General features: G+C 23.5%; 15 protein-coding genes and 2 pseudogenes. 1 reads left to right on the top strand and 16 read right to left on the bottom strand.

Features of this window, described 5'->3' with window-relative positions; translation table 4 throughout:
- Positions 1-166: 166 nt before the first annotated feature.
- From NX779_RS01835 to NX779_RS01760, 16 genes and pseudogenes are all read right to left on the bottom strand, one after another.
- On the bottom strand, positions 167-2,518 hold the full coding sequence (locus NX779_RS01835; protein WP_259430501.1) for a protein translocase SecDF, variant type: 2,352 nt from the start codon (positions 2,516-2,518) through the stop codon (positions 167-169).
- 111 nt (positions 2,519-2,629) lie between these two features.
- The gene (locus NX779_RS01830) at positions 2,630-4,162 is read right to left on the bottom strand and encodes a YitT family ABC transporter (RefSeq protein WP_259430500.1); all 1,533 of its coding nucleotides are present in this window, start codon (positions 4,160-4,162) and stop codon (positions 2,630-2,632) included.
- A gap of 87 nt (positions 4,163-4,249) precedes the next feature.
- Entirely contained in the window at positions 4,250-5,620 is a 1,371-nt protein-coding gene (locus tag NX779_RS01825; protein WP_259430499.1) for a DEAD/DEAH box helicase, read from the bottom strand.
- A 2-nt stretch (positions 5,621-5,622) separates the two neighbouring features.
- On the bottom strand, positions 5,623-6,414 hold the full coding sequence (locus NX779_RS01820; protein ID WP_259430498.1) for a Nif3-like dinuclear metal center hexameric protein: 792 nt from the start codon (positions 6,412-6,414) through the stop codon (positions 5,623-5,625).
- Positions 6,401-7,077: pseudogene (locus NX779_RS01815) on the bottom strand (tRNA (adenine(22)-N(1))-methyltransferase). The gene NX779_RS01820 and the pseudogene NX779_RS01815 overlap by 14 nt, the downstream one beginning before the upstream one ends.
- Positions 7,078-7,079: 2 nt before the next feature.
- The gene (locus tag NX779_RS01810; RefSeq protein WP_259430497.1) at positions 7,080-8,510 is read right to left on the bottom strand and encodes a sigma-70 family RNA polymerase sigma factor; all 1,431 of its coding nucleotides are present in this window, start codon (positions 8,508-8,510) and stop codon (positions 7,080-7,082) included.
- Positions 8,511-8,513: 3 nt separating this feature from the next.
- Positions 8,514-9,995, bottom strand: a complete 1,482-nt coding sequence (locus NX779_RS01805) for a toprim domain-containing protein (protein ID WP_259430496.1) — start codon at positions 9,993-9,995, stop codon at positions 8,514-8,516.
- A 98-nt stretch (positions 9,996-10,093) separates the two neighbouring features.
- Positions 10,094-10,330 (bottom strand): CHC2 zinc finger domain-containing protein, encoded by a 237-nt coding sequence (locus NX779_RS01800; RefSeq protein WP_259430495.1) that lies wholly within the window; start codon positions 10,328-10,330, stop codon positions 10,094-10,096.
- Positions 10,331-10,369: 39 nt separating this feature from the next.
- Entirely contained in the window at positions 10,370-11,740 is a 1,371-nt protein-coding gene (locus tag NX779_RS01795) for a glycine--tRNA ligase (RefSeq protein ID WP_259430494.1), read from the bottom strand.
- A gap of 150 nt (positions 11,741-11,890) precedes the next feature.
- Complete coding sequence (locus NX779_RS01790; RefSeq protein WP_259430493.1) at positions 11,891-12,469, bottom strand: hypothetical protein; 579 nt, start codon at positions 12,467-12,469, stop codon at positions 11,891-11,893.
- A gap of 73 nt (positions 12,470-12,542) precedes the next feature.
- A complete protein-coding gene (gene recO, locus NX779_RS01785; protein ID WP_259430492.1) occupies positions 12,543-13,331 on the bottom strand; it encodes a DNA repair protein RecO in 789 nt (262 codons plus the stop codon).
- Positions 13,331-14,236 carry a GTPase Era gene (era, locus tag NX779_RS01780; RefSeq protein ID WP_259430491.1) on the bottom strand — a complete coding sequence of 302 codons (906 nt, stop codon included), beginning with the start codon at positions 14,234-14,236 and terminating at the stop codon, positions 13,331-13,333. The genes recO and era overlap by 1 nt, the downstream gene beginning before the upstream one ends.
- Positions 14,229-14,735: an rRNA maturation RNase YbeY gene (ybeY, locus tag NX779_RS01775; RefSeq protein WP_259430490.1), complete on the bottom strand. Its 507-nt coding sequence runs from the start codon at positions 14,733-14,735 to the stop codon at positions 14,229-14,231. Before ybeY ends, era begins: the two co-directional genes overlap by 8 nt.
- 645 nt (positions 14,736-15,380) lie before the next feature.
- Positions 15,381-16,586, bottom strand: a complete 1,206-nt coding sequence (locus NX779_RS01770; protein WP_259430489.1) for a cysteine peptidase family C39 domain-containing protein — start codon at positions 16,584-16,586, stop codon at positions 15,381-15,383.
- Positions 16,587-16,616: 30 nt separating this feature from the next.
- Positions 16,617-17,168, bottom strand: a complete 552-nt coding sequence (locus NX779_RS01765; protein WP_259430488.1) for a DJ-1 family glyoxalase III — start codon at positions 17,166-17,168, stop codon at positions 16,617-16,619.
- Positions 17,169-17,237: 69 nt separating this feature from the next.
- Positions 17,238-22,704, bottom strand: a pseudogene (locus NX779_RS01760) (ABC transporter permease).
- Between the two features lie 245 nt (positions 22,705-22,949).
- Between NX779_RS01760 and NX779_RS01750 the strand changes: the two are divergent.
- Positions 22,950-25,433 (top strand): MOLPALP family lipoprotein, encoded by a 2,484-nt coding sequence (locus NX779_RS01750; RefSeq protein WP_259430485.1) that lies wholly within the window; start codon positions 22,950-22,952, stop codon positions 25,431-25,433.
- Positions 25,434-25,446: the final 13 nt, after the last annotated feature.

The following is a 25,446-nucleotide window of genomic DNA, read 5'->3' as shown; positions in this document are numbered from 1 at the left end:
AAAGATTTTATTTACATTAAATATTTTTCTTTGGTTTGATCGATTTTTTAAAGTTGATAATTCTTCTTTTGTTGATTGAGTGTTTAATTCAGCTAAAATTAGATCTCTTTTAATTTCTAAATCTTTAATTCTTGATTTTGCAAAGAAGCTAAAGAATTTATTATTTTTAGTCTTTTAACAATTTTTGCAATTTTTTGATTAATAGTTGAAATTTGAATTGCATCTTTTTAAGTTTTTTATCTTTTCTTTGTGCAATAATTTTTTGTTCAAGATCTTTATAGAAATTATATTTATCTTTAGCTTGTTTTAATTTAGCTAAATCATTAGCAGTTAATTTTTCTTTAGAATTTAAGTTTTCAATCTTAGAATTGTAATAACTTACTCTAATATCATTTAATAAGCTTGATTCATAGTTTCTTTGAGTGTTGAAAGGTAATAATCAAGGATAATTAGTAAATAATTTAGCTTTTATTGATAATCAAGTTAATAGACGTAAAGTAATGATTGCAAATGCAATTACAAATAATATACTAATAACTCCAATTGTAGCTATACTTTTTAAAGCACCACTTCCTAAAATGAATAATAAAATATTAGGAATTAATATAATAAATGATGCATCTAATAAAATTGTTAAAGTATCTTTATTGCTAATGTTAAATGATGATTCAGGAGAACGTTTTTCAGCGTGAATATTCTTCTTGAATGCTTCAAAGTAAATGATGCAAGTATCTAATACAAGACCAACACTAATAAATAATAAAGTTAATATTTCTGGTCCAACTGATATAGAAAACACAATAGGTAACAATAGTGTTAAAGAGCCAGAAATTGCTGCGATTATAATTGCAAATAATCCTAATAATCTATATGCAAATACCATAAATATCATTACAGCTAATGATAGAATTGCTAAGAATACTATTGTTACATACAACATTAATGGAGTTATTTCTTCATCATTTTCTTCTATTGATAAAACTTTAAATTCATATCCTAAAGAAGTTTGAACAATATCAGAAACAATTTGTGTTGACATTGTATAGTTAGCAACAGGAATATAAAGTTTAGTTAAGTTACTTTTTGTATCAGTAACAAGTGTTGGAACACTAGAATTAATTCTTTTTGCTTCACCATTAATTGTTCCTTTACTTAATAAAACTTGATCTCTGAAAAGGTCTTGTTTTAAGTTTTTATTAACTACAGTACTTTTATCAGCAATTGTTGTTTGTCTGAATAAAACTTCTTTCATCATTACAGAAATGATGTCACTAGCAACTTTATAGTATGGACCAATTGTAGAAGCTCCACTTAACGAACGTATGTCAGATGTAGCTTGAATTTGACCGAAATATTTCCCTTTTCCTTGTCCGTCTTTTTCAACATCATTAAAATCATCTGCTTTAGAGTTTGAATCATATAAATATTTATTTGTTGAATTTATAAATTCAAATTCATAATCTTGAGCAACATTAGTTACATTTCTTGAATCATTTTGTCCATATAAAACGTGTTTTAAATCTACAAGATCATCAATTCCACCTTCAGAATCACTTTTTCATCATTTTTTGATGTCTTTTCCTACTAAACTAGCTTTAGCATTTACTCATTCACCAGTATTGTTTTTGGTTTTATAATTAATAGCAAATAAATCTGTTAATGCATTAGCAGCTTCTGAATTTTGTGCACCATTTGATGAAATTCATTGTCTTACTTGTTTAATTATTTCATTTAAATAAACATTTAAAAATTTATTTTTGTTTGCATTTGATTCTGATTGATCAATATGAACATAATAACTTCTTAATCTAGATAACACACTACCCATTGAAGTTATCATTGTCATTGGTGTTGGTTCGTTATTATTTTTATTATCTTTATTATCACCTGATACACCTAGTAATTTTTTTAAATACTCTTCTTTGATTTCAAAAGTAACAAATGGAGCGTTTCTTGTTTGAGTATCACCAGGTTGTAATGATTCAGCTGCAGCTTTACCTAAAAACTCATCAATTGACAATTTGTTTTTAATAGGTGTTTTTGAGCTATTTTTATCAAAAACTCCGTCTACACCAGCTTTTCCCATGATTGTTTCATTAAAAAGAAGATCTTTATAATCAGCATCTAAAATAAACAATCCACCAGCGCGTTCTATAGATTCTTTGAAAAGTGCTTGACTGTTATTGTAGTTAGCTTTCGGCGCTTTAACTAAAACACGTGATTTACCACTTTGTTCTATTTCAACTGAAGTATTAGAAAAAGGTGATAACTTTTGTTCTATAGCTTTAGCTGCTTCAGCTGAATTTCCGTTAGGTAATCCTTTATCATTATCTGGTTTTTTAGATTTATCAAAAACTCCAACCATGGCTTCAAACCCTTTTGAGAATTTTGAACCAGGACTAATATTTTCAACAACTTTGTATGTTGAAACTCCAATACCACTTACTAAAGATGCTAAAAGTAAAAATATAGATGACAGACGTAATATTTGTTTTATATTAAATACTCTTTTTTTCACATCTTTCACCTCTCTATTTCTCTCTACTTATTTATTATTTTTATTAATTAAAATTGTTTTTTTATAATTTAAAGAAAAACACATACATATTATAGCATTTTAGAATTTATTTTAAGCATGGAATTTTTTTATATTTCTTGTTTTTGAGTCTTTTATTATTCTATTTTTAGTCATAACGATTGAATCGTGTTCAATTTTTTTAACTATTTTCTTATTTTCAATAACTTTTTTACATAAAATCATCTCAAATTTTTCATTATCTAATGAATAATTAAACTGTCCTTTTACTTTCATAGTTTTAATAAATGAAATATTCATATTAGTATCAGTTTTAATAACTTCTTCTTCTAAAGTTTTTCAATCAACTAAACTAATCGAAATCATAACAACACTTTGTTTTACTAGTGCGGAATTTTTTCTTACAGTTTTATTTTCAATGATATTAATATCATTTCTATATCCTAATTCAAATAAACAATCTTTTACTTGTTCAGGTTTTGAAGTATTTATTAAAATTGTAATTATTTTATTTTTTGGATATATTTTATCAATAACTATTCCTTGAATAATCATTACTACAGCTGAAGCAAATAATGATGGACCGAAAATGAATTTAAATTTAATTGTTCAAATCAATGAAGAACCATAATTTGTAAACTTAGCATTTGAAGCAATTATTCTAGCAATTTCTTCTTTTGTTCAATCGGTGTTTGATGTTGTTCAATTAAGCGGCAGGTATAAAACACTTCCTACTACTTTACTAAATTTTTTACTTTCAACTGCTGCATCGTACAATTTATTAAATTTTTCATCATTTAACATTCTTATTGTTGATAGTTTCATATCTGGATCAATTAGATCAACTGATAAATTAATTGTGTTTAGAACAATCACAAGAGCTAAAATGATGAAATTAATTTTCATATTAATAGCACCAATTTGTCTATTATATTTTTTAGAAACATAATAACTAATAAAATCAGTTCCAGCAGTTGAAGAACCTACTGTATAAGTTAATGAATAACTAGCTCCTAAAAAAGCTCCACCAAAAATTGAAAATACAAACATTCAAATAGTTGAAGTTCATTCTCCTGGAATTGAAGAAATTAATTTATAGTTAGAAATTACATTAAATTCTCTAGGATTAACAACAGGAATAATATTTAAAATTTGATTTCAAGCTAAACTTAAAAAAATATATAAAATAGAAGTTAAAGTAAATTTCAGCCCTACTTTCATAAACCCGAAAATAAATAAAGGGAAATTTATTAAAAATAAATAAACGAAAAATAAACTTGATGAATTTAATATATTACTTGATTGATCACCTTTAATTAAATTAGCTGTAGTAATAGCAAAAAAACGAGCAAAACTAGATAAACCACCAGGAAATAATCCTGCATCTCCGGTTGAAGAAATAAAATAATCTATTGAAATAGTGGTTAAAAGACTAGCTAGAGTTATAACTAAAATATCTTTTAAAAAATGTTTTTTAAAATATGTTCTATTTTTTATTGATCTTTTTTCTTTTTCAAAATTCTTTTTATAGATTTTTTCATATATTTCTGTTTGTTTTAATTGATTAATTTCATCAACTGACATTTTAATTTTTTCGTCAGTTTTAGAATAAATTATTCTTTGCATACGCTCCCCTTTTCAATTAATATATGCATTGTAATTTTAGCTTTCGATGTAATATATTATAAATTAATAAAATAAGAATTATTTTGATTAATCAAATAATTCTTGTCTTCTTTTCTTATATTTTTCTTTTTTAATTTTTTCAATGCTTTCTTTAATGTGTTTACGTCTAATCTTACTTTTAATTTTTTCTAATTCTTGTTTTCTTTTTTTTCTATATCCTGGTTTAACTTTTTTATTTTGATATTTACTTATGATTTTTTTAGACTCAGGATCTAATTCTTTATAACTAGTTTTTTTAGCTTGTTTTTTAACTGTAATATCAACTAGTTGATTATCTACTAATTTTTGAATTTCAAATTCAATTCCTTTTTTAGTTAATTCATCAATTTTATCTTTATTTTTAGCATTAAAAATAACATAACTTATACCAGTTAATTTATTTCTTCCAGTTCTTCCTGATCTATGGATGTAATAGCTTAAATCTTTTGGTAGATCTATAGAAATAACGTGACTAACACCTTCTATATCAACTCCACGACTAGCTACATCAGTTGCAACAACATAGTTGTATTCGTGATTTTTAATTTTTTTAAGCATAGCCATTCTAGTTCTTGGTTGAAGATCTCCGTGAATTTCACCAACTCTAGTAATATTGTTTTTTCTTAATATATTTACAATATTTTTAACTTCTTCTTTTTGATTAACAAAGATTAAACATAAAAATGGATTTATAGAATTAATGATTTTAGTTAAGCTTTCTTCAGTTTCGCGGTTTTTAGTATCAATTAAAATATGTTTTACATTATTTGATGATAATTTATTGTTTGAATCATCAATAAAACTAGCGTTTTGTACATATTTTTTAGCAAATATTTTTAATTCTTCACTTATTGTTGCACTAAAAATTCCGATTGTAGGATTGTTATTAATTTTTGACATTAAATAATCTACATCTTCAATAAATCCTAGATCAAAAATCATATCACATTCATCAATAACTACATATTTAGCAGTAGTTAATCTTAATTTATTTTGATCATATAATTCTTTTAATCTAGTTGGTGTTCCTACTACAATTTGAGGTTGAACTTTTTCTAGTTGTTCAATGCTTTTATTAATATCATCTCCACCAATAAACATACTACAACTTAAATCAGGATTGTTTTTAGAAAAAACTCTTACATTTTCATAAATTTGTTTTGCTAATTCTCTAGTTGGTGTAACTATTACAGCTTGAACATAACTTTTTTCTCTAGAAACAGTTAGATCTAAATTATTTAATATAGGTAATAAAAAACTATGAGTTTTACCTGTTCCAGTATGAGCTAAAGCAATTACGTTTTGATATTTTTTAAATAATGGAATTACTTTTTGTTGAATAGAAGTTGGATAAATAAACTCTATTTGTTCTAAAGTATCATTAATATATTTTTTGAATCCAAAATCTGTAAATTTCATAATTACACCTTCTTTCTAGTAATAAATTGATTGTTTATATCATAAGTTAAAATTTCAAAATCGATAAATTTATTAGTTAATTTATCTTTAATATCATCAACAAAATAATTTTCCATATAATGACCTAGTTCAATTAAACAAACATTATTATCATTTGCATATATTCACTCATTTCATTTTACTTCACCTGTTATAAAAACACAATTTTTTAATGAGTTATATATCATTGTCGAAGCTCCAGATCCAGTTGTGATATAGATTTGATTTGTTTTTGAATTTAAATCAATATTTGAATTAAATCTAATTGATTCAGAATTAAATATTCTTCCTAACAATTCAATTAGATCTTCAATTTTAATTTCTTTTTTAAGATAAAAAATGTTAGATTCATTTTCATAACCATATTTTTTGTATTTTTTTATTTCAATTTCTTTATTAATAATTTCAGTTAAGTTTTGATTTGAACTAGCATCATAATTTGTGTGAATAGAAAATACAACAATGTTATTTTTAGTTAGTTTTTTAATCATTTCTTTTTTAATAGGATTTTGCTTTTCTTGTTTTAGTTCTGCAAAAATAAAAGGATGTCTTGAAATTATTAGATTAACATTATTTTTTAAAGCATATTCTAAACAATCATTAGTTAAATCTAAACAAATTAAAACTTTATTTACATTAAAATTTACATCTAACGCTTTTTTATTAAAGATTTGAAAACCAACATTATCTCAATCACTTGCTTTTTTAGGATTGAACTTTTTATCTAAGTACTTTGTTATATTAACTAATAACATTTATATATTCTCCTATTTGATCTATTTGAGCTTGTATTTCTTGACTTCTTGGATTTGAAGTATCAATTTGTTTTAAAATACGTTTTAAATTGTTTGATTCACTTGTTAAGAAATTTATATATTCTTGATCTTTTATAAAAAATGATTTATCACCAAACCTAATGTATTGATCATCTTTTAAATCTGATTTTAAATTTTTATCAACTACAGCAATTCAATAACAATGTTTATCATCAATAACAAATTGTTCATGTGTTATTTTAAAATCTTTATCAACTGTTCATTTTCTAATTTGAGAAATTTGAGTATTAGAACAAATTATATATTTTGAAATTTTTTTATGATCTTTTGATAATATATCTAAAATAGTTTGAGAACCCAATCCACAAATAGTAACTATATCAATATTTTCAATTGATTCATTAGATACAAATTCTAACCCGTTACTTAAAATTGTAAAAATTTGGCTATCAAAACCAAATTTTGAAATATTTTCTTTTGCTGATTGAAGTGGTTTTTTATTTAAATCACAAGCATAAACTTTTTTAGTTTATTATTTTTAACTAAATAAATTGGTAAATATGCATGATCAGTTCCAATATCAGCAACTACATTAGCATTATCAATTAATAAAGAAACAGATTTTAATCTCTTACTAATCATAATTAACCTTTATAGAATTCTTTTAAAGTTCTACCTGATTTATTACCTGATGAAGGTTGTTTAAATCTTCTGATAGTTTTAGCTTCTATTTGTCTAATTCTTTCTCTTGTAACAGATAATTCTTTTCCAACTTCTTCTAAAGTTTTTGGTGAATCATATTTACTTAAAGCATTGTTAATAACTTTATTTTTAAATGCTCTAACTTTTTGAATAGGAGTATCTAAATGAATGTCTAAATCTTCAATAACTTCTTTTAATTTTTGAAATTCAGGATCGTTGCATTCTTCAGCTAATCTTAATAAAGTTCTTAATTTAGTTGGGGCAATTCCATAACGCATTCTAATAACTTTTTCTTCTCTTGGCGGCATGTCTTCAAATGTTTTTTCTAAAACTTCTTTTAATACTTCTTTTTCAGTATATTCACTTGGTGAAACCATGTCTTTGTCTTCAACAAAATCACCAAAATGAGTATCATCTTCGTCACCAAAAGGTTTTTCTAAACTTACTGGTTCAATTGATATTTTTTTAATTTCAACAACTTTTTCAGCTGTCATTCCTTCACCAATTTTGTTAGCAATTTCTTCTGAATTTGGTTCACGACCTAATTCTTGAGTTAATTGTCTTTCAACTCTTGCTAATTTGTTAATTGTTTCAACCATGTGAACTGGAATACGGATTGTTCTTGCTTGATCAGCAATAGCACGAGTTATTGCTTGACGAATTCATCAAGTTGCATAAGTTGAGAATTTAAATCCTTTTTCATATTCAAATTTATCAACAGCTTTCATTAAACCGATGTTTCCTTCTTCAATTAAATCAGCAAAATCTAATCCACGGTTTAAGTGTTTTCTAGCAACTGAAATAACTAATTTTAAGTTAGATTCAATTAGTTTATCTCTTCCTTCTTTAACTTCTTCAGGATCAGATGAGTTAATCATTTTCGCATAAGTTATTTCTTGTTCTTTAGTTAAAATAGGAGCTTGTCCAATTTTGTAAAAGTAAGTTTTAATAATATCTTGGATCTTAGTTTCGTTACTAATTCCACCTACTCTATACTTCATGTGAGTTGAAGTTCTTGCTGTTTTTTTACCTCTTAGAGCATCTTTTTTAGCGCTTTGAAAACGAGTCATTAATTCTTCATCATCGTTATCTAGATCTTCTTCATAATCTTCATCAATATCATTTAATTCTAAATCTAACTCTTCTTCATCTTCTAATAAATCACTAAAAATAATTCCTTTACTTTGGAATAATTCTAATAATTTTTCATACTCATTATCACTTGCGTTAGGAAAAATATTTGTAAATGTTTGTTGCACTTCTTCTGAAGAAATAGTGTTATCATTTTTTTTAGCAAAATCTAGAGTATAGTTTATAAAATCTTGAATTGAAGTTATCTTTTTTAATTCTGATTTGTTATTAAATTTCAACATCGTTTAGCCCCTCTTATTACTTTTAACAAGCCTTTGAATGCTTGCGTAAATTTTCTTTTTGTCATCTGTACTTGCTTTATGCATTTTTTCTTTTAATTCTTCAACTTGAAGCAAAGTTCTAAAAGATTCTATTTTTGCAAAAGCATCTTCTAAACCTTTTTTCTTAATTGGTTTCATCAACATATCATCGTTGATTATTTTTTCTTGTTTTTCATTAAAGTCTAAAATATTGTATTCTTTTAATAAATCTAGTGCTTGTCTTGCATTGTGACCTTTATATCTATCTGAATTATAAAGATTAATTAAAGCACTTGTTGCATATTTAATGTCAGGATTTATCATTTTATCAATATTAAAATTTATTTCATTTATAAATTCATCACTATGTAATAAAGAAACAAAGATTTTTTCTTCTGCCATTAATGCTTGTTTTGCATATAAGTCTTTTTTGCTAATAATATTATTTTCTTTCTTGTTGATTATAATATTATTTTTGTTTGTTTGTGAGTTTTTAACAATATGACTATCATTTTGTTTTATATTAATTTGTCAAATACTTTTAATAGTATCTAAAGATAAATTAGTTTTTTTACAAATTTTGTTAATAGCCATTTCTTTTAAAACGTCACTTTTTATTAATCTTGAAAATTGATAAATTTGTTTTATAAAATTTTCAACTTCAATCGGATCGTTTTTATTGGTAAATTCTCATAACTTATCAATAGCATAATCTATTGGATGAACAGCATTATCTATAATATTTTTTACATAATCAATTTTATTTAAATTAATCAATTCATCTGGATCTTGATTAGTTTGGTTGTTAACTATATAGATATTTAATCCTGATTTTAATAATTCTTGACTAGCTTTTAAATTAGCTTTAACTCCAGGTTTATCTCCATCTAAAAACATTAAAACATCTAAGTTGTGTTTTTTAAATATTTGAATATGATGTTGACTTAAACTAGTTCCCATTATTGCAATAGCATTATTGATTTGAATTCTACAAAGAGCAATAACATCCATAAATCCTTCTAAAACAATAATTTTTTTATTCATTCTGCTTGATTTTAAAGCTGTAGAAATGTTGTATGCAAGTTTAGCTTTTTTAAAAACTTTATTTTCTTTACTGTTTAAATATTTTGGTTCAACTCCACTTGTATAACTTCTTGCACTAAAACCTATAATGTTATTTTCTTCATCTTTAATAGGAAAAATAATTCTATCAACAAAATAATCTTTTGTAAATTCTTTTTCAACTATTCCTAGACCTGCTTTTTCAATATCTAAAGCTGAATAACCTTTATCTAATAATTTTTGAACTAAATTAGTTTTTTTAGAAGCAAATCCAATTTCAAATTTTTTAATTTCATCAAGTGAAATATTTCTTTGGTTTAAATATTTTATTGCATCTTGACCTAAACTAGAAAATAACGTTACTTTAAAAATTTCATTAGCTTCGTTATTGATTTTAAAAATCATTTCTATTTCAGGATCTATTTTAGGAGTTTTATAATCTTTTAATTCTTTCTAATTCTATATTTGAAATATCGCAAATTTTTTAACTGCAGAAATGAAATCTATTTTTCATATTCTTTTACAAAATTAATTACATTTCCACTAGCTCCACAACTAAAACATTTATAAATCCTTTTTTCAGGTGAGATTGTTAAAGAGGGGTGTGAATCATCATGAAAAGGACAAATGCACATATAATTTCTTCCTTTTTTAACTAAATTAACATATGAAGAAATTATAGAAATGATATCAACTTTATTTACAATATCATCTATTTTTTGATTTGATAACATTTTCATTTGCCAAACCACCCCTATATTTAACTGATTGTTAAGTTTTTATTTAAATTGTTCATTAAAAAATTGTTTTAAATCTTTTATAGCAACTCTTATTTGTTGCATTGTATCCCTGTTTCTAACTGTTACTTTTTGATCTTCTAAACTTTCAAAATCATAAGTAATAACAAATGGTGTTCCAATTGCATCTTGACGTCTATAACGTTTTCCAATGTTCCCTGTATCATCATAAGTTGCATCGAAGTCTTGTAATAATTCATTAAATAATTCTTTAGCATTATCATTTAACTGTTTTGATAAAGGTGTAACAGCAACTTGATAAGGAACTAAAGTGTAAGGTAATTTCATAACAACTCTTGAGTTATTTTCATCTAATTGTTCAATGTTAAATGATTCTCAAAATACAGCTAACATCATTCTTTCAACACCAACACTTGGTTCTATAACGTGAGCAAGAACTTTTTTATTAGTTGTTGAATCTAAAACTGTTAAATCTTCACCTGTTGCTTGTTGATGTGCATTTAAATCAAAATCACCACGATGAGAAATACCTCATAATTCTCCTCAACCAAATGGGAATTTATATTCAACATCACTTGTTTGTTTTGAATAGTGAGCTAATTCATCTTTTTCGTGTTCTCTTATTCTGTAATTTTGTTTATCAAATTTTATTTTTTCAACTAAGAATGTTTCAACTTGTTCACTTCAGTATTTGAATCAATCAGTACTATCAATTGGATCAAAGAAAAATTCTAATTCCATTTGTTCAAATTCTCTTGTTCTGAAAATGAAATTTCCAGGAGTAATTTCATTTCTAAATGATTTACCAATTTGACCGATTCCAAATGGTAGTTTTCTTCTAGTACTTCTTTGTGCATTTTTAAAATTAATAAAAATACCTTGCGCAGTTTCTGGTCTTAAATAAACAGTTGAAGATTCATCTTCTATAACACCTTGACTAGTTTTAAACATTAAAGCAAACTGTCTGATTGATGTAAAATCAGTTTTATTACATTTAGCACAAGCAATTTTATGTTTACTAATAAATTCTTCTAATTGTATATTATCCATACTTCCAGCATTTACCGATGGATCGAATTCTTCAATTAATTTATCAGCTCTTCATCGACTTCTACAATTTTTACAATCAATTAACGGATCGTTAAATCCATCAATATGTCCAGAAGTTTTTCACACATTAGGATTTAAGATTATTGAACTATCTAATCCTACGTTTAAAGGATTTCTTTTAACAAAAAAGTCTCATCATGCTTTTTTTAACTTATTTTTAACTTCAACACCTAAAGGACCATAATCTCAACTATTTGCTAATCCTCCATATATTTCAGAACCTTGGAAAACAAAACCTTGAGATTTTAAATGGTTAATCATTTCCTCTATTGTTTTTGTCATAGCTATCTCCTTTTAATAAACTCAAAATCAAATTAAAATATATCTTATTTATTATAACATTTTATAGCATAGTAAAACACCAATTATTTTGATAATTGGCTTATAACTAATAAGATGTAGTTTTAAAGATATTTATAAACTAAGCAAATATTATTTTATTAATTTGTTAAGATCTTTTAATTTTGTTTCTAATATTTCTTGTTCTTGATTGATATTTATATGATCAGTACAAGCGATAAAATAACTTGTTTTATATTCAGTGTATGATTTTAAGTGTGATTCTAAAAATTTAACTAAATCTGCAGCTGCACTATCATCAGTTGAAGAATAAATCTTACTATTATCAGCAAACATGTATTTTTTATAATCTTCATAATCATTTAAATAACCAAAATTACTATCAATATAATTATTTAATTTAGATAATTTAAGTTTCATATCTTTAATGTTTTTTTGATAAATATCTTGGCATTGTTCACATTTCTTATATTCATTTTTTATTTCAATTATTCTTGATAAAACGTTTTGTTTATTTTCAATAACTTTTAATTTAAATTCTTTTTCTGAATCTAATTTAGCTCTTTTTTTAATATATTCAGAGTTTAGTGAAATGTTTATATTTTCATTGTTTGATACATTTTCAATAGTAGGTTTTGTTTGTTTAGGTTGTTCTTTAACTTGAACATTTTCTTTGAAAAATAGTTTTTTAAGTAATTCAAATATTTTCATAATTTCTCCTTTAAAAGCATTTATTACTATTTGATTATATTACATTAAACACTTATTCAAATTATCTAACTAATTAAAATTGAGAATCTAAGATTTGATTAATAAATACTGCATCATCAAATTCTTTATACTTACTTAATTCATACATACTATTTGTAAATATACCAACTTGATCTTTATAGTAATTTAATAAAAACTTAGCTAATATCATTAAATAATTTTCTTCAACTTTTCTTTCTATTATTTGATTAAAATTATTATTTGAAATAAATCTTAAATAACTAGATAGATTGTTATTAATAAAAATAGAGTCATTATAATAACAATATCGACAAACCATACAATAATTATTAAAATTAATCGCAACTATATCATCTTTTAAATTACAAAAACCACAATTAGATAAATCTAATTTATGACCAATAAAATTTAAAAAATAAAACATAAATAATACTGTTGTTTTAAAAGCTTGACTTGGATTTTTATTAATAATATCAATAGAAGTTTTTAATATATTAAATAGTTTAAAATTCTTAACATTATTATCTAGAGTATTTACTAGTGAAGTTATGATATTTGCATATAAATACAAATTATAATCTTTAGTTATATTTAAGTGAGAATCTATTAAAACACCTTTTTTTAATTTAGATAAATTGAACTTATTTCTTGATTTAAATATTTCAAATTCAGATAAAGATAAATAATTAATAGAATATTTATTTTTACTTACACTTTTATTAACTCCAAGACTAACAAAACTTAATTTTCCATACAAATTAGAATAAACTGTAACTATCTTATCAAAATCTTGATAATCAAAACTATCTAAAACAATAGCTTGAATGATTTTTTCACTCATTAGTATTTATCCTTGTCATAACCCATTTTTTTAATTAAACTCGCTGAGTTTCTTCAGTTTTCTTGAACTTTAACAAATAGTTCTAAATTAACTGGTTTTTCAAAAATTTCTTGTAATTGTTTTTTTGATTTATATCTAATATCAGAAATTTTTGAACCTTGTTTTCCAATAATAATTCCTTTTTGAGATTGTCTTTCAACTACAATTGTTGCAACTATATTAATTTCATAATCATTTTTTTCTAATTGATCGATTAAAATTGCAACACTATGTGGAACTTCTTGACCAGTTTTTAATAAGATACTTTCTCTTATAATTTCTCTTATTGTAAAACGTTCTGGTTGATCAGTAACTGTATCATCATCATAAAATTGGAAATTAGTTTCTGGTAAATATTTAACAATTAAATCTAATAATTTATCAATATTAATATTTTCCAAACTACTTGTAATAATAATTTCATCAAATTGATTTTGATATGTGTTTCACTCACTAGCTTTTTGAATAAGTTGTTCTTTTGAAACACTATCAGCTTTAGTAATAACTAAAATTTTATTAGTTTCAACATTTTGAATTTGTTTTAATAAAAACATATCGTTTTTACCAATCACTTCATCAGCTGGTGCTAAAAATAATAATACATCAACATCTTTTGTACTTTTTAAAGCACTAGAATTCATAAATCTATCTAATTGTTTTTTACTAGTATGAACTCCTGGAGTATCAATAAAAACAATTTGATATTGATTTGGTTTTGTATAAATTCCTTTAATGTTATTTCTTGTTGTTTGAGCTTTATTAGTAACAATTGAGATTTTTTGTTTCATTATTCTATTTAATAATGTAGATTTTCCAACATTTGGTCTTCCAACAATTGAAACAAATCCTGATTTAAAATTATTCATGTTCATTCTCCACTTCTAAATAATCATCTTCTGTAAATTTAATTTCATATTCTATGTTTGATAATTTTAAAATTTTATCCTGTAAATCAAACATAACAGCTTCTTCATCTTCTAATTCATGATCATAACCTAATAAGTGTAAAAAACCATGAACAAATAAAAATCCCATTTCTTGATCGATAGTGTGATTATATTTAACACTTTTTCTTTTTGCTTCAGTTAAATTAATAAAAATATCTCCTAATTCTCTAAAACCTAGTGTTTTAATTTCTTGATCTGTCATTTCAACAGGAAAACTAGTAACATCAGCAATATAAGAATGATTTCTATACTGTTTATTTATTTGTTGAGCTTGATCATCATCAACAAAAGTAATAGATAATTCAACATCATAATCAAATTTGAAAAATTCATAAGCTTTTGTTAAGATTTTTAATCCAAAATCCTCTCAGTTTTTCATATCAACTTCTGTATTATTAAAATAATTAATCTCTAACATAAAACAACTTCCTTTAATGTCTTAATTATACTTGAGTATAGTTAAAAGTTGTAATCAATCTTGTATTAGAATTATAATTTTCAAATAATTTTAAAACATTTTCTATATCTTGTTTTTCTATAATTTCAAAATCATCTTTTAATAAAATATATTGACTGTTTAGATAAAAATTCTTAGTAATTTAATAATTTCATATTCTTTTTATTCAGATCAGCACTATTTATTATTTTGATTAAATTTATATTGTATTTAGTTAGAAGATTTTTAATAATTTCATTTTCAAAGATATTTTCTTTATTAGTATCAACAATAATATTTTGAAAAATTGTTGAATAATTAATATTAATATCATCTAAATTTTTAATATGTTTTTAAGAGAAAGTTTAGAAATATTTTTAATATTTAAATCATTTATTAAAACTAAAATATGATCAATTTGATTAATATCTTTAGTTAATAAATTTAGTTTATATTCATTTGAAATAACATTAATTTTATTATTGAAAATAAAGTGTTTATCAGTTGATAAATCTTTTAATTCAAAACTGTTAATATTTTCAAATTCTTGATATTCGATTTTAGTATCATAGTTTTTAAATTTAGTTGCTATTTGTTTATATTTAGAATAATTTTCTACAAAATAAATTACTTTTTTAGATCATTACTATGAATTGATTTAAATAAAATCACAATAATAAGTAAACTAAATTCTAAATAATTAAACTTTAATAATTCTCAACTAACAAAATAAATAACTAATAAACTTATCTTTTCAACTATTGAAAAACACACATTTAAAATATCTAGTTTAGTTTGATCTAAAGATTCTATTGTTTTAAAAATATTATCTTTATCAAATAAAGCGTTTTTATTAAATAAACTAGATACGAAATTAGTTTCTTTATTTTCTATTGATTTGTTTTCTGTAACTAATTTATAAATAAAACTGATTGTTAATCATATTAAATCAAAAACTAATAATACTAAAAATATAGTTTTATTAACATAATAAACAGCAGATAAAATTACAATTGAACTTATAAAACTTGAAATTAAACTTAAAAAATTAAGTGTTTCAAAACTAGATAAAAATTTAATTTCACTATAACTGTTAACTAGATCTAATTTAGTATTGTTTTCAATTAGATAGTTATAAAATAGTTTAGTTTTTTTAGCTTTATTTTTCTTATATAAACTATTTAAAAGTATTTTTGAAATTTCACCAATAGTTATGTTAATTAAAAATATAAATAAAAAGTAAAGATAAATAGAAATAGAATTATTTTTGTTGAGAAATGATGATGAATAAATATATAAAAATCTCATTTCTAAAACAACTAATAACACTGAAAATAGATTAATTAAAATATAAGCAATACAAGTCAAATTGAAATTATAAAAAATAGATTTAATATGATTATAATTTGCTAGAAATTGTCTTTTATTAGATTTAAAAATTAGAATATAGCCTGTAAAAATTTTATAAAAATCATTATAAGTAAATTTTTCTTTTTTAGTTTTACTTGGATCATAAACTATTAAAAAATCTTTTTGTTTTTCAACAACAACAAAATGCATCATTCCTGCTTGATTAACAACTTGAGCTAAATAAATTTCTTGATCAACTTGTTCTAAGTCTTGTTCTATTTCTAGGGCTGTTGTTTTTAAAAAGTATTTTTCACTTAAATTATTAATATCAAAAAAACTTAATGATTCATCATTATAATTGTTTTCTACTTTAAGATGATCTACATCATAATTTTGATTGTAATAATAATTAATAACCATAGCTAAACATGCTATTGAACAATCGTTAATTTGAGTTTGTTTTACAAGTTTAATAAAAATCACCTCTAATAATGTATTAGAAGTGTTTTAAAATTATTTACCTAAAATTACTAAATTTTTTTCTAATTCTTTACTTATTTGTTCACCTTTTAGATATCTAACAAGTTCTAATCCAAATAAAATAGCAGAACCCATACTTGCTCCTGTAATAATATTATTTTCAGTTGCAAATGCTTTTTTGACATAATTACTATTTTCTAAAAATTGATTACATCCTGGAAAGTAACTAACGTTTTTATTATCTAATAATTTAGTTTGACCAATAATTTGAGGAGCTGCACAAATTGAAGCTATTAATTTATTTTGACTATTGAAATGTAAAATTTCATCAATCATACGTTGATTTCCAACTAAACTCATAACTCCACTTCCACCAGGTAAAAACATTCCATCATAATCATTGATATTAATATCTTTTCACAATTTATCAGCTTTAATAGTAATGTTGTGAGCTCCAATTACTTCTAAATCATCAATTGTTGAAACTATATCCACTTGAATATCAGCACGTTTTAAAATATCACAAACACTGACTGCTTCTGTTTCTTCGAAACCAGGATTTAAATACATAATAATTTTTTCCATACTCTAATCTCTTTTCTATTTATTCTAATTATAATAAAAAAGCTAAACAAAATTGTTTAACTTTTACTATTAGTCTGTTGTTTCTTTTAATAATGATGCAAGTTTTTTCTTTCTAATTTTATTTGATGAAACTAGAAGAGATCCTACAAACGAAATTCCGACAATTGCTATACTTGTAAATAAAGTTCATAATGCAAATCCATATGGAATCGCAAATCCAAGTCTTGTAATAATCGTAATTACTATTGATATTATTGACCAAGTCAGAATTGTTGAACCTATTCAAACTAATAAACTTAATACTGATACTGTTCCAAATGCATATTTATTAATTGAAAATGTTGAATAACCTAAAGCTTTCATCAGAGTCATAAACTGTTGATATTGAGAAACATAAATATCTCCAATCAACATAACAAGTAATGCTGAAGTAACAATAACTGTAATAATTAATAACATACCTATTGAAATAGCGATAAATGTAACTTGATCAATAAGTTGTTTTGAAGTTTCTAATAATGTTTGATTTTTAACCATTGATCCAACATCAAACGATTCACTAGGTCCGGCTGAACCAGTACCAATTAAATAAGTTCCATTATATCGATTTGGTGGAACAAAACTTATACCACTAGTTAATTCTAAAGGTTCAGAAGCAACATTTGAGTATTTTGAATTATGTCACATCATTTGAGATTCTTTAAAAATATCTCCGTCAACAAATTTCATAGCTTCAAAGAACTTGTCACCAGATTTTGAGAATTTTGAAATTTGATTAAATTCATATCTATCAAAAGCTGAAATTATATCATTTTCATCTTTTTCTCCAGCTTTTATGAAATTTTCTGTTTTATTGAATAAATTGTCTTTAATTCCTATTTTTTTACCTAATGAATAATCCATTACTAAGTTAGCTAAACCTTGATCAACAAGAGTTAAGTTACCGTTATATGAATCAAGTATATCAACTGGTGTTGCTTTAATTTTTAATTCACTATTTTGGTATTTAACTTTGCTACTTTTTTGCATAATAGCAACATCTATTCCATTTCTGTTTGCTGAACTAGTTGATTTTATAATTCAGTTTAATGGTTTTGATAAGAAATTATCTGCTCCTGTTTTAGTTACTTTATCACTAGTTAAAGTGTATCTTAAATCATAAGGTCTAATCATTAAGAATTTTTCATTGTCATTTTTAATAGATCATGCATTTTTTACACTTTTAGGAACTTCATTTGCTGGTATATCTTTTCTATATCATTTTTCTTCATCAGATATATTTGGATCTTTTTTAGAACTATTATTTGCATTGATAATATCATCAACATTAATAAATGATTGAGGAATGTATAGTTGAATATTTTTATATTCATAATAAGGTCTAATATAAGATGATTCAATACCATTAAAATCTTTATTATAGATAAAATCATCAAACATGTAAGAGTCTGTTTTCAGTTTTTGATCTAAAACTTTTCCAACATTATCTTTTAAATCATTATCATATTGAATTTTAAAAGTAATCTTATTGTTATCTAAATTATAAGGATCTAATCATCTAGGGTCATCATCAGAAGTAATTCCTTCTCTTCCAATTCTATGGTTTAGAATTCATCATCCATGATCTTTTTCTAAATTATTTTTATAATAATCAGAATTTATAAAGTTACTATCATCATAAATTCATGCATATTTTGGAATTGGAATATATCCTTGTTCTTTATTAGTTTTTATAAAGAAATGTTGATTTGATGTAGAGATATTTTCGATAGTTTTTTTCTTAGATAATCCATAAAAAGCAGCAGCTTGTTTGTTTGGAATAATTGGAATATTTAAAGTATTAGTTTGTTTATCATAATATTTAAATTTAGTTTTTTGATCAATTACACGAACTATATCTTTATCTTGAGTTCCTAAAAATACTTTTTGAATTTCTAGTAAAGTTGGATAATCAACAAATAGTTTTTCATTAGCACGCTTTTTAAATTCAAATGCAGTTTGATTATCAGCAATTCCAGTGAAAGAAATGTCTATATTTTTATTATTAAATGTAGCATTAGCATCAACTACAGTTGAAGGTGTTTCTTTTTTAGGAATAATTTTGTCAATGTTATATCCAATTGCAAATTGTTCTTTTCTTGAAGGACTTTTTTGTAAGAATGAATTTACATAAGGAGGTAATCCTAATTTAATAGCATCTAAAAGTCTATCTTTTCAATCTCCATTACTTGAAGCACCTTGTCGTCCTAATAAAGCTGTAATAACTTGAGAAGCCATAATAGTTATATTGCTTGTAGTATTTTTAAATGTAATAGATTTATTTAAATCATCTCAATTTTTAGAAGTTTTTTGATTTGCAAATAAGTTATATTTAGAGTTTAAAATTATTCCTAATATTTGATCGATAACTCCAACTGAAAATTGTGAGCCTACAGCGTTGTATAAATTGTTACCAAAAAATTCAGTAAAGATTAAATCAAGTCCTGATGAGATTTGTTTTTCTTGATCATCGTCTTTATTTTCAGTATTTGTTGTTGAATAATTTGTTGTTAATTTATTTGTTGTTAATTTATTTGTTGTTAATTTATTTGTTGTAATTGTTGACTTATCATTTTTAAATTTTTCAATATCAGTTCTAAGCAGTTTTAATAAAGTTCAGTTAAGTTTATTATCACCTGAATAAATATATTTAGAAAATGGTGTAACATCATATGAACTAGATGCATAAAATGATGGATCTGAATAATAATCTAAAACATCTTGACCAATTTTAATACTTTTTATATCTTTATCTAAATGATCTTGACCATGTCAGTAAGCGATAGATTTTTTAGTTAAAGGTGAGTTAGTAACGTCATCTAAAAACTTATACTCATTAGCATATTTAATACTCTTGTAATATGCTTTTTTAGTAGTAAATGCAATCGAAGGAATAGCAAGTCCTGTTGAAATAACAAAAGTTGAAACTCCAACAACTGTAGATAATAAAATAATATTTTTCTTACCTGAACTTGCTAAAGTTAAACTAAATTTAGTTGGGAAGTTAGCTTGTTTAAATCATGAGTTTTTTAATTTGTTAATCAATTTAGATGAAGATCATTTTTGAGTTACTTTTAAAATATCTATAACACTTTGTTTTGTAATTAAATAAGAAGTTAAAAGAGAAACTGCTCCACCAATTAATCCAAAAATAAGTAATGAAATTGTTAATGAAATTGGTTCAATAGTAAATTGGTACAACGGAAGACTGAAGTAATTAATAAATAGGTGAATAAATCCAGATTGAGTAACTAATCCTAAAATTCATCCTAAAGGAACAACTGTTGAAACAATAATTAATGAATAAGATAAATAAGTTACAGATATCATTAATGGTTCTGTTCCTAATGCTTTTAAAATACCAATTTGTTTTGCATTAAAATGAATAGTTTTTCTAATACAGATTATTAAAGCAATCACAGCAATTACTGAAACTATAATCGCTGAAACTAAAGTAATTATTTGATAAGTATGAATAACTTTAGGTTCAATTGTTCAGTTTAATCTTAAATTTGAACCATTAAAATCAGTTAAACTTAATCAAGTATTAAATTCAGTTTCTCCTTTATTTTTTTGAGCAATTACTGAATCATAAATTCTAGTTGAATCATTCATTTGAAGTGCATTAAATAAGTTTTTTGAAGTTTTAATATTAAAATCTTTATTTCTTCTTAAAAAACTCATCTCATAAGCTTTCGAAGTTTCGTTAGATTTTGTTTCAGAAGTACCACTTAATATGTTATGAATTGTGCTTGATCCTGCATAAATCACTGCTCCTAATTTAGATTGAGGAATAGGAAAATCTGGATCAGTTGATGGGAAAAATGAATAAGTATCAGTTGCATATCCAGTAATTGTTACATTAGCTGAATCAACTTTAATTTGATCACCAATTTTATAATTATGTTCTAATGCATATTGTTCTGAGATTAATATTTCTCCATAACGTGGCATTCTAGCACCAGCATTTTTATTTAAAATAGTTAGATTTGTTGTATTTGACTCAGTTCTATTGTTATCTAAAAATACCATTCTAAATCTAGTATTTGAAATATAATCATAAGTAAAAATTTCTCTTCTAAAACTAATATCATAACCACTAGCTAAAGCAGTAAATCTTAAATGAGCTAATCAACAATCATGAATAAAATCAGCATTGTCATAAATTACATTATTGGTTTTAACTGAATCAATTAAATCACCATTAAAAATAGGATTGGTTTTGTGAAAAATTTCAACTTTTGAGTTAATGATTTAGTTTGACCTTTTCTTTAGATAATTTAAATAATGAATAATCATTAATTTTAGATTCTATATTTGTTACAACTGTTTGTTTTTTTGAATCATCTTTTAAAGTATCAGCAATAACTAGATCAGTCATTCCTCTCATACCTAATGTTTTGATTTGTTCATCAATATTAGAATCTTTTGTGATAATTTTGTATTCATTTTCTTTTATAACTGTTTTATCTATTTCAAAATTATTTAAATAATAATCTTTATTTTTATCATTAATAATTCAATTTAAACCTTCAGATGTACCATTAAAATCTTTATCAGTTTCAAATTTATCATCAATATCACTACTAATATTTTTTCCAACTAAGAAATTATAAAAATCATTACCTTTATGTTTTAAATTTTTATTAGATTCAACAACTATAGGGTTAAAAATTTCTAAATATATTTTTTTAGTTATATATTCAATAAGAGTGCGGGTTGCAGCATAAACATAAGAAAATAATTCTTTTTGATCAGGTGAAAAAGTATCGAAAAGATCTTTAACTTTTTTTTGACCTTCAGGTGAAACTAATCAGTTTTTATCAAAAGCATTAACTCCTATTTGTTTAATTTTGCTAACATCTTCATTAAGTGTTTTTTTATCTACTGCATTTAAAATATATTTACCAATAACTGTATCTTTTAAATAATTAACATCTTGATTATTATTTTTTAACTCATTATATTTATCGAAAGCAAATTGAGTAGCATAAAAAGTTAATTGTAAACTTCAAGCTGAGGCATTTGCTTTATTATTATCAAAAACAGTTATATCTTTAAAAAAACTAGCAAATGTCTTATCAGAAAACATTTCAGTCAATAAAGTTTTATTATTCATATTCATACTGTCTTGTAAAGCTTTTTCATTTAAAACAAAATTTAAAAATGAAGTATTTTTATCATTAGTTTTTTTATTGTAATATGAATTATCTGATACTAAATCTAGTAAAGGAAAAACAGATCTATCAGTTGCATCAGTTGCATCATGAGAATTAATATTTATTTGATTAGAGCTTATGTGATCAAATTTTTTAACATTATTAACTATATTATTATATGTATGATTTATACGTGAACTTAAAGTGATTGAAGTTGACAAAATAAAAGACGCTAAAAAAGAAAGCAGTAAAATGATAGTAAATTGTATTCTAAATTTGAATACACCTTTAATTCCCTGCTTTAAAAGTAAGAAAAAATTGGTAATGTTTTTATTCATCTTTTCTCAACCCTTTTTTTAGAAGTTATACCTTACAATAATAACATTTTAAAAGCAAAATATATACAATATAGTTTCAATTAAATTTTGTTAATGTTTAAATTTTTATTATTCTTGTTGTTAGTTAATTATTTATTACTAAACTAGTTTTAGATACATAATATTACAAGTATTGAACTGGTATTTGTGTGTTATAATATGATTTAGATTGAAAATAATTTTACTAATATTTGAGGTGAGAAGCAATGAAAAAACTGATATCAGTTTTAACTACAACAAGTCTTTTAATATCATCAATAAGTACAATATCATGTACATATACAAAAAACTTTGCATACAATGTAACAAATCAAATGAAAATGTATATGAACATTTCATCAATCGCTGCTCAATCTGCAATTTTATCTAGTTCTGATGATCAAGATCAAAGTTTTGGAAATATTAGTACTGATTATTCACTTCAAACATTTGCTCAAACTCAAATTAAAGATCTATTCAAAGGTGAATCATTAAATTTAATGAATAAGTTTGTAATAGATAAAAATCAAAGAAAAGACGATAAATTAACATATGAAAATCAATTTAAATCTATGTTTGGTGATTTATCTAATAAAAAATGAACTGAAACATTACAAAATGTAATGCCACAAAGATCTACTCCAAAAACTCCTAAATTTAACTGAAATAATAATAAAACAAAAACTACAAGTAATAGTTTAATTTCTACATTAACATTAATTTCTGGAGGTTTAGCTATTGCTTCTGATGATATACTTCCTAATCAACAAGGTGTAATAATAGGTAATATTTTAGCAGATAAAAATGGTTTATTAGAATCAACAGCTTTTACTAAAAAAGATGGAAAAACAGTTTTTTCAGATTTAATTAATACATTAAATAAATTTACAGATGAAAGTAAAGAAAATAATAAATTTAATACTTTATATATTGTTTATGAATTGTTAAAACATGCAACAGATAATCCTAGTTGATTAGATAATATAAAAAACGAAACTAAAATATCTGATATTTTAAAAATATCATCTGAAGCTTTTTGAAGTTCAATTTTTATTAAAAAAGAAGAAGGTAAAGATCAATCTGTAGATTGAATAAATGTTGCCAAAAAAGGTATTGATTTATTAAAAGCAGTAGGTGTATATCAAAGAGCAATTGAATTAAAAGAAGAAAAAATAACTGATAAAAATTATGATAAATTTTCTAAAACACAAATTTTTAGCACAACAAAAAATAATATAGAATTTTTAAATGAAATATTAAGTTTAAAAATAGAAGATGTATATAGTGAATTTAATAAAGATATCACTAAAATAAAACAAAACATTAATTCTATTAACATAAAATCAATCTTAAACTTTATAAGAAGTAGATTAACAACAGATGAAAATGGTTATAATCTTCAAAGAATTATTGTTATGTTGTTTGGTTCACCTAATGATGATATAAAACAAGCGCCAATTCTATCAGAATTCTATAAGAAAATTGAAGACATTAAATTGTTCGGTAAATCTAAGTTACCAGAAATTTTAAAACCATTTGTAGATTTTGTCCTACAACAAGAAATCGAAGGAATTATTCCTGCAATTCAAAAAGACTTAGTAGAACAAGGAGAAAACAAAGAATTTAAAAAGGAATACAATAGAATAAATGATTTTGTAAGATTGATTCTTATCTTCTTAGGAATATCAAATACCATACCAAATACTGAAAAAATATTAGCTTTTTTATCTAGCGAAGGATGAAGTGAATTTTTAGAAAATCCTTATATAGCATTATATAAAGGGAAATATTTCTTTAGAGATGTATTTTTCTTAATAAACGAAATAAAAGGTGCGGATTTCATACCTGATGACATATCAGAAAATTTATTAAATATAAAAGCTGCACTAAATCTTAAACTAGATAAAATTATCGATTTTGTATCTAAAAAAATAAATAAAGATAAAGGTATTGATGGACTTCAATACTTATATGGATTAAAAGACAAAACAATTCGCGAAATAATAGATGACATATGTAAACAATTTAAAGTAGATGATAATGATACAAAATATATTCTTAATTTATTAAATATCAATGCTTTAGTTGATAGAATATTTAATTCAAATATAACCTTAACTTTTAAAAATAAAGAACAAAATGGTCAATCATTTAAAACTAATAATTCAGTTTCTACAATTGTTGCATTGCTGGGTTTAACTGAAAATAATTTTGATGAGGTTGAACTAAAAATTGACAATAATGCACTAGCAAATCAAGACGTAAAACAAATTCAAGAAGCAATGAAAAATAAAAAATATGCTTTAGCTGGAACTATAATATTAGGTTTTAATCCTAACCAACCAAATAAATTTGTTGAAAAAACAGTTTTAGAAGCTTTATCTTGATTATTTGGACATCGTGACCAAAAACAAGACTTAGTTACTATAAATACAACTAGAGCTTTAATTAAAGCATACCTTGATTTAGTTAACTGATTTACAAATAAATCAATTGCTGATTATGAAAAAGACAATTTATCAGGTTGGCTTGATCAAAATAAATGAAAAACTAAATTTTTAGATGTTGAAGGAGATATAAATAATTCTTCAGAGATAGTTAAAATAAAATATGAATTATCTTATGGTGATAAAACATATAATATAGAAGTTTCAAATAGTACTAATATCAATGAATCTTGAAAATTTAACAAGATTGAGTTAAAAGGATAAAAGAAAAACTTTC

The sequence above is a fragment of the Mycoplasma cottewii genome (assembly GCF_024918975.1).
In the GTDB taxonomy this organism is placed as follows: Bacteria; Bacillota_I; Bacilli_A; order Mycoplasmatales; family Mycoplasmataceae; genus Mycoplasma; species Mycoplasma cottewii.
This window is presented reverse-complemented; position numbering and strand designations above follow the sequence as displayed.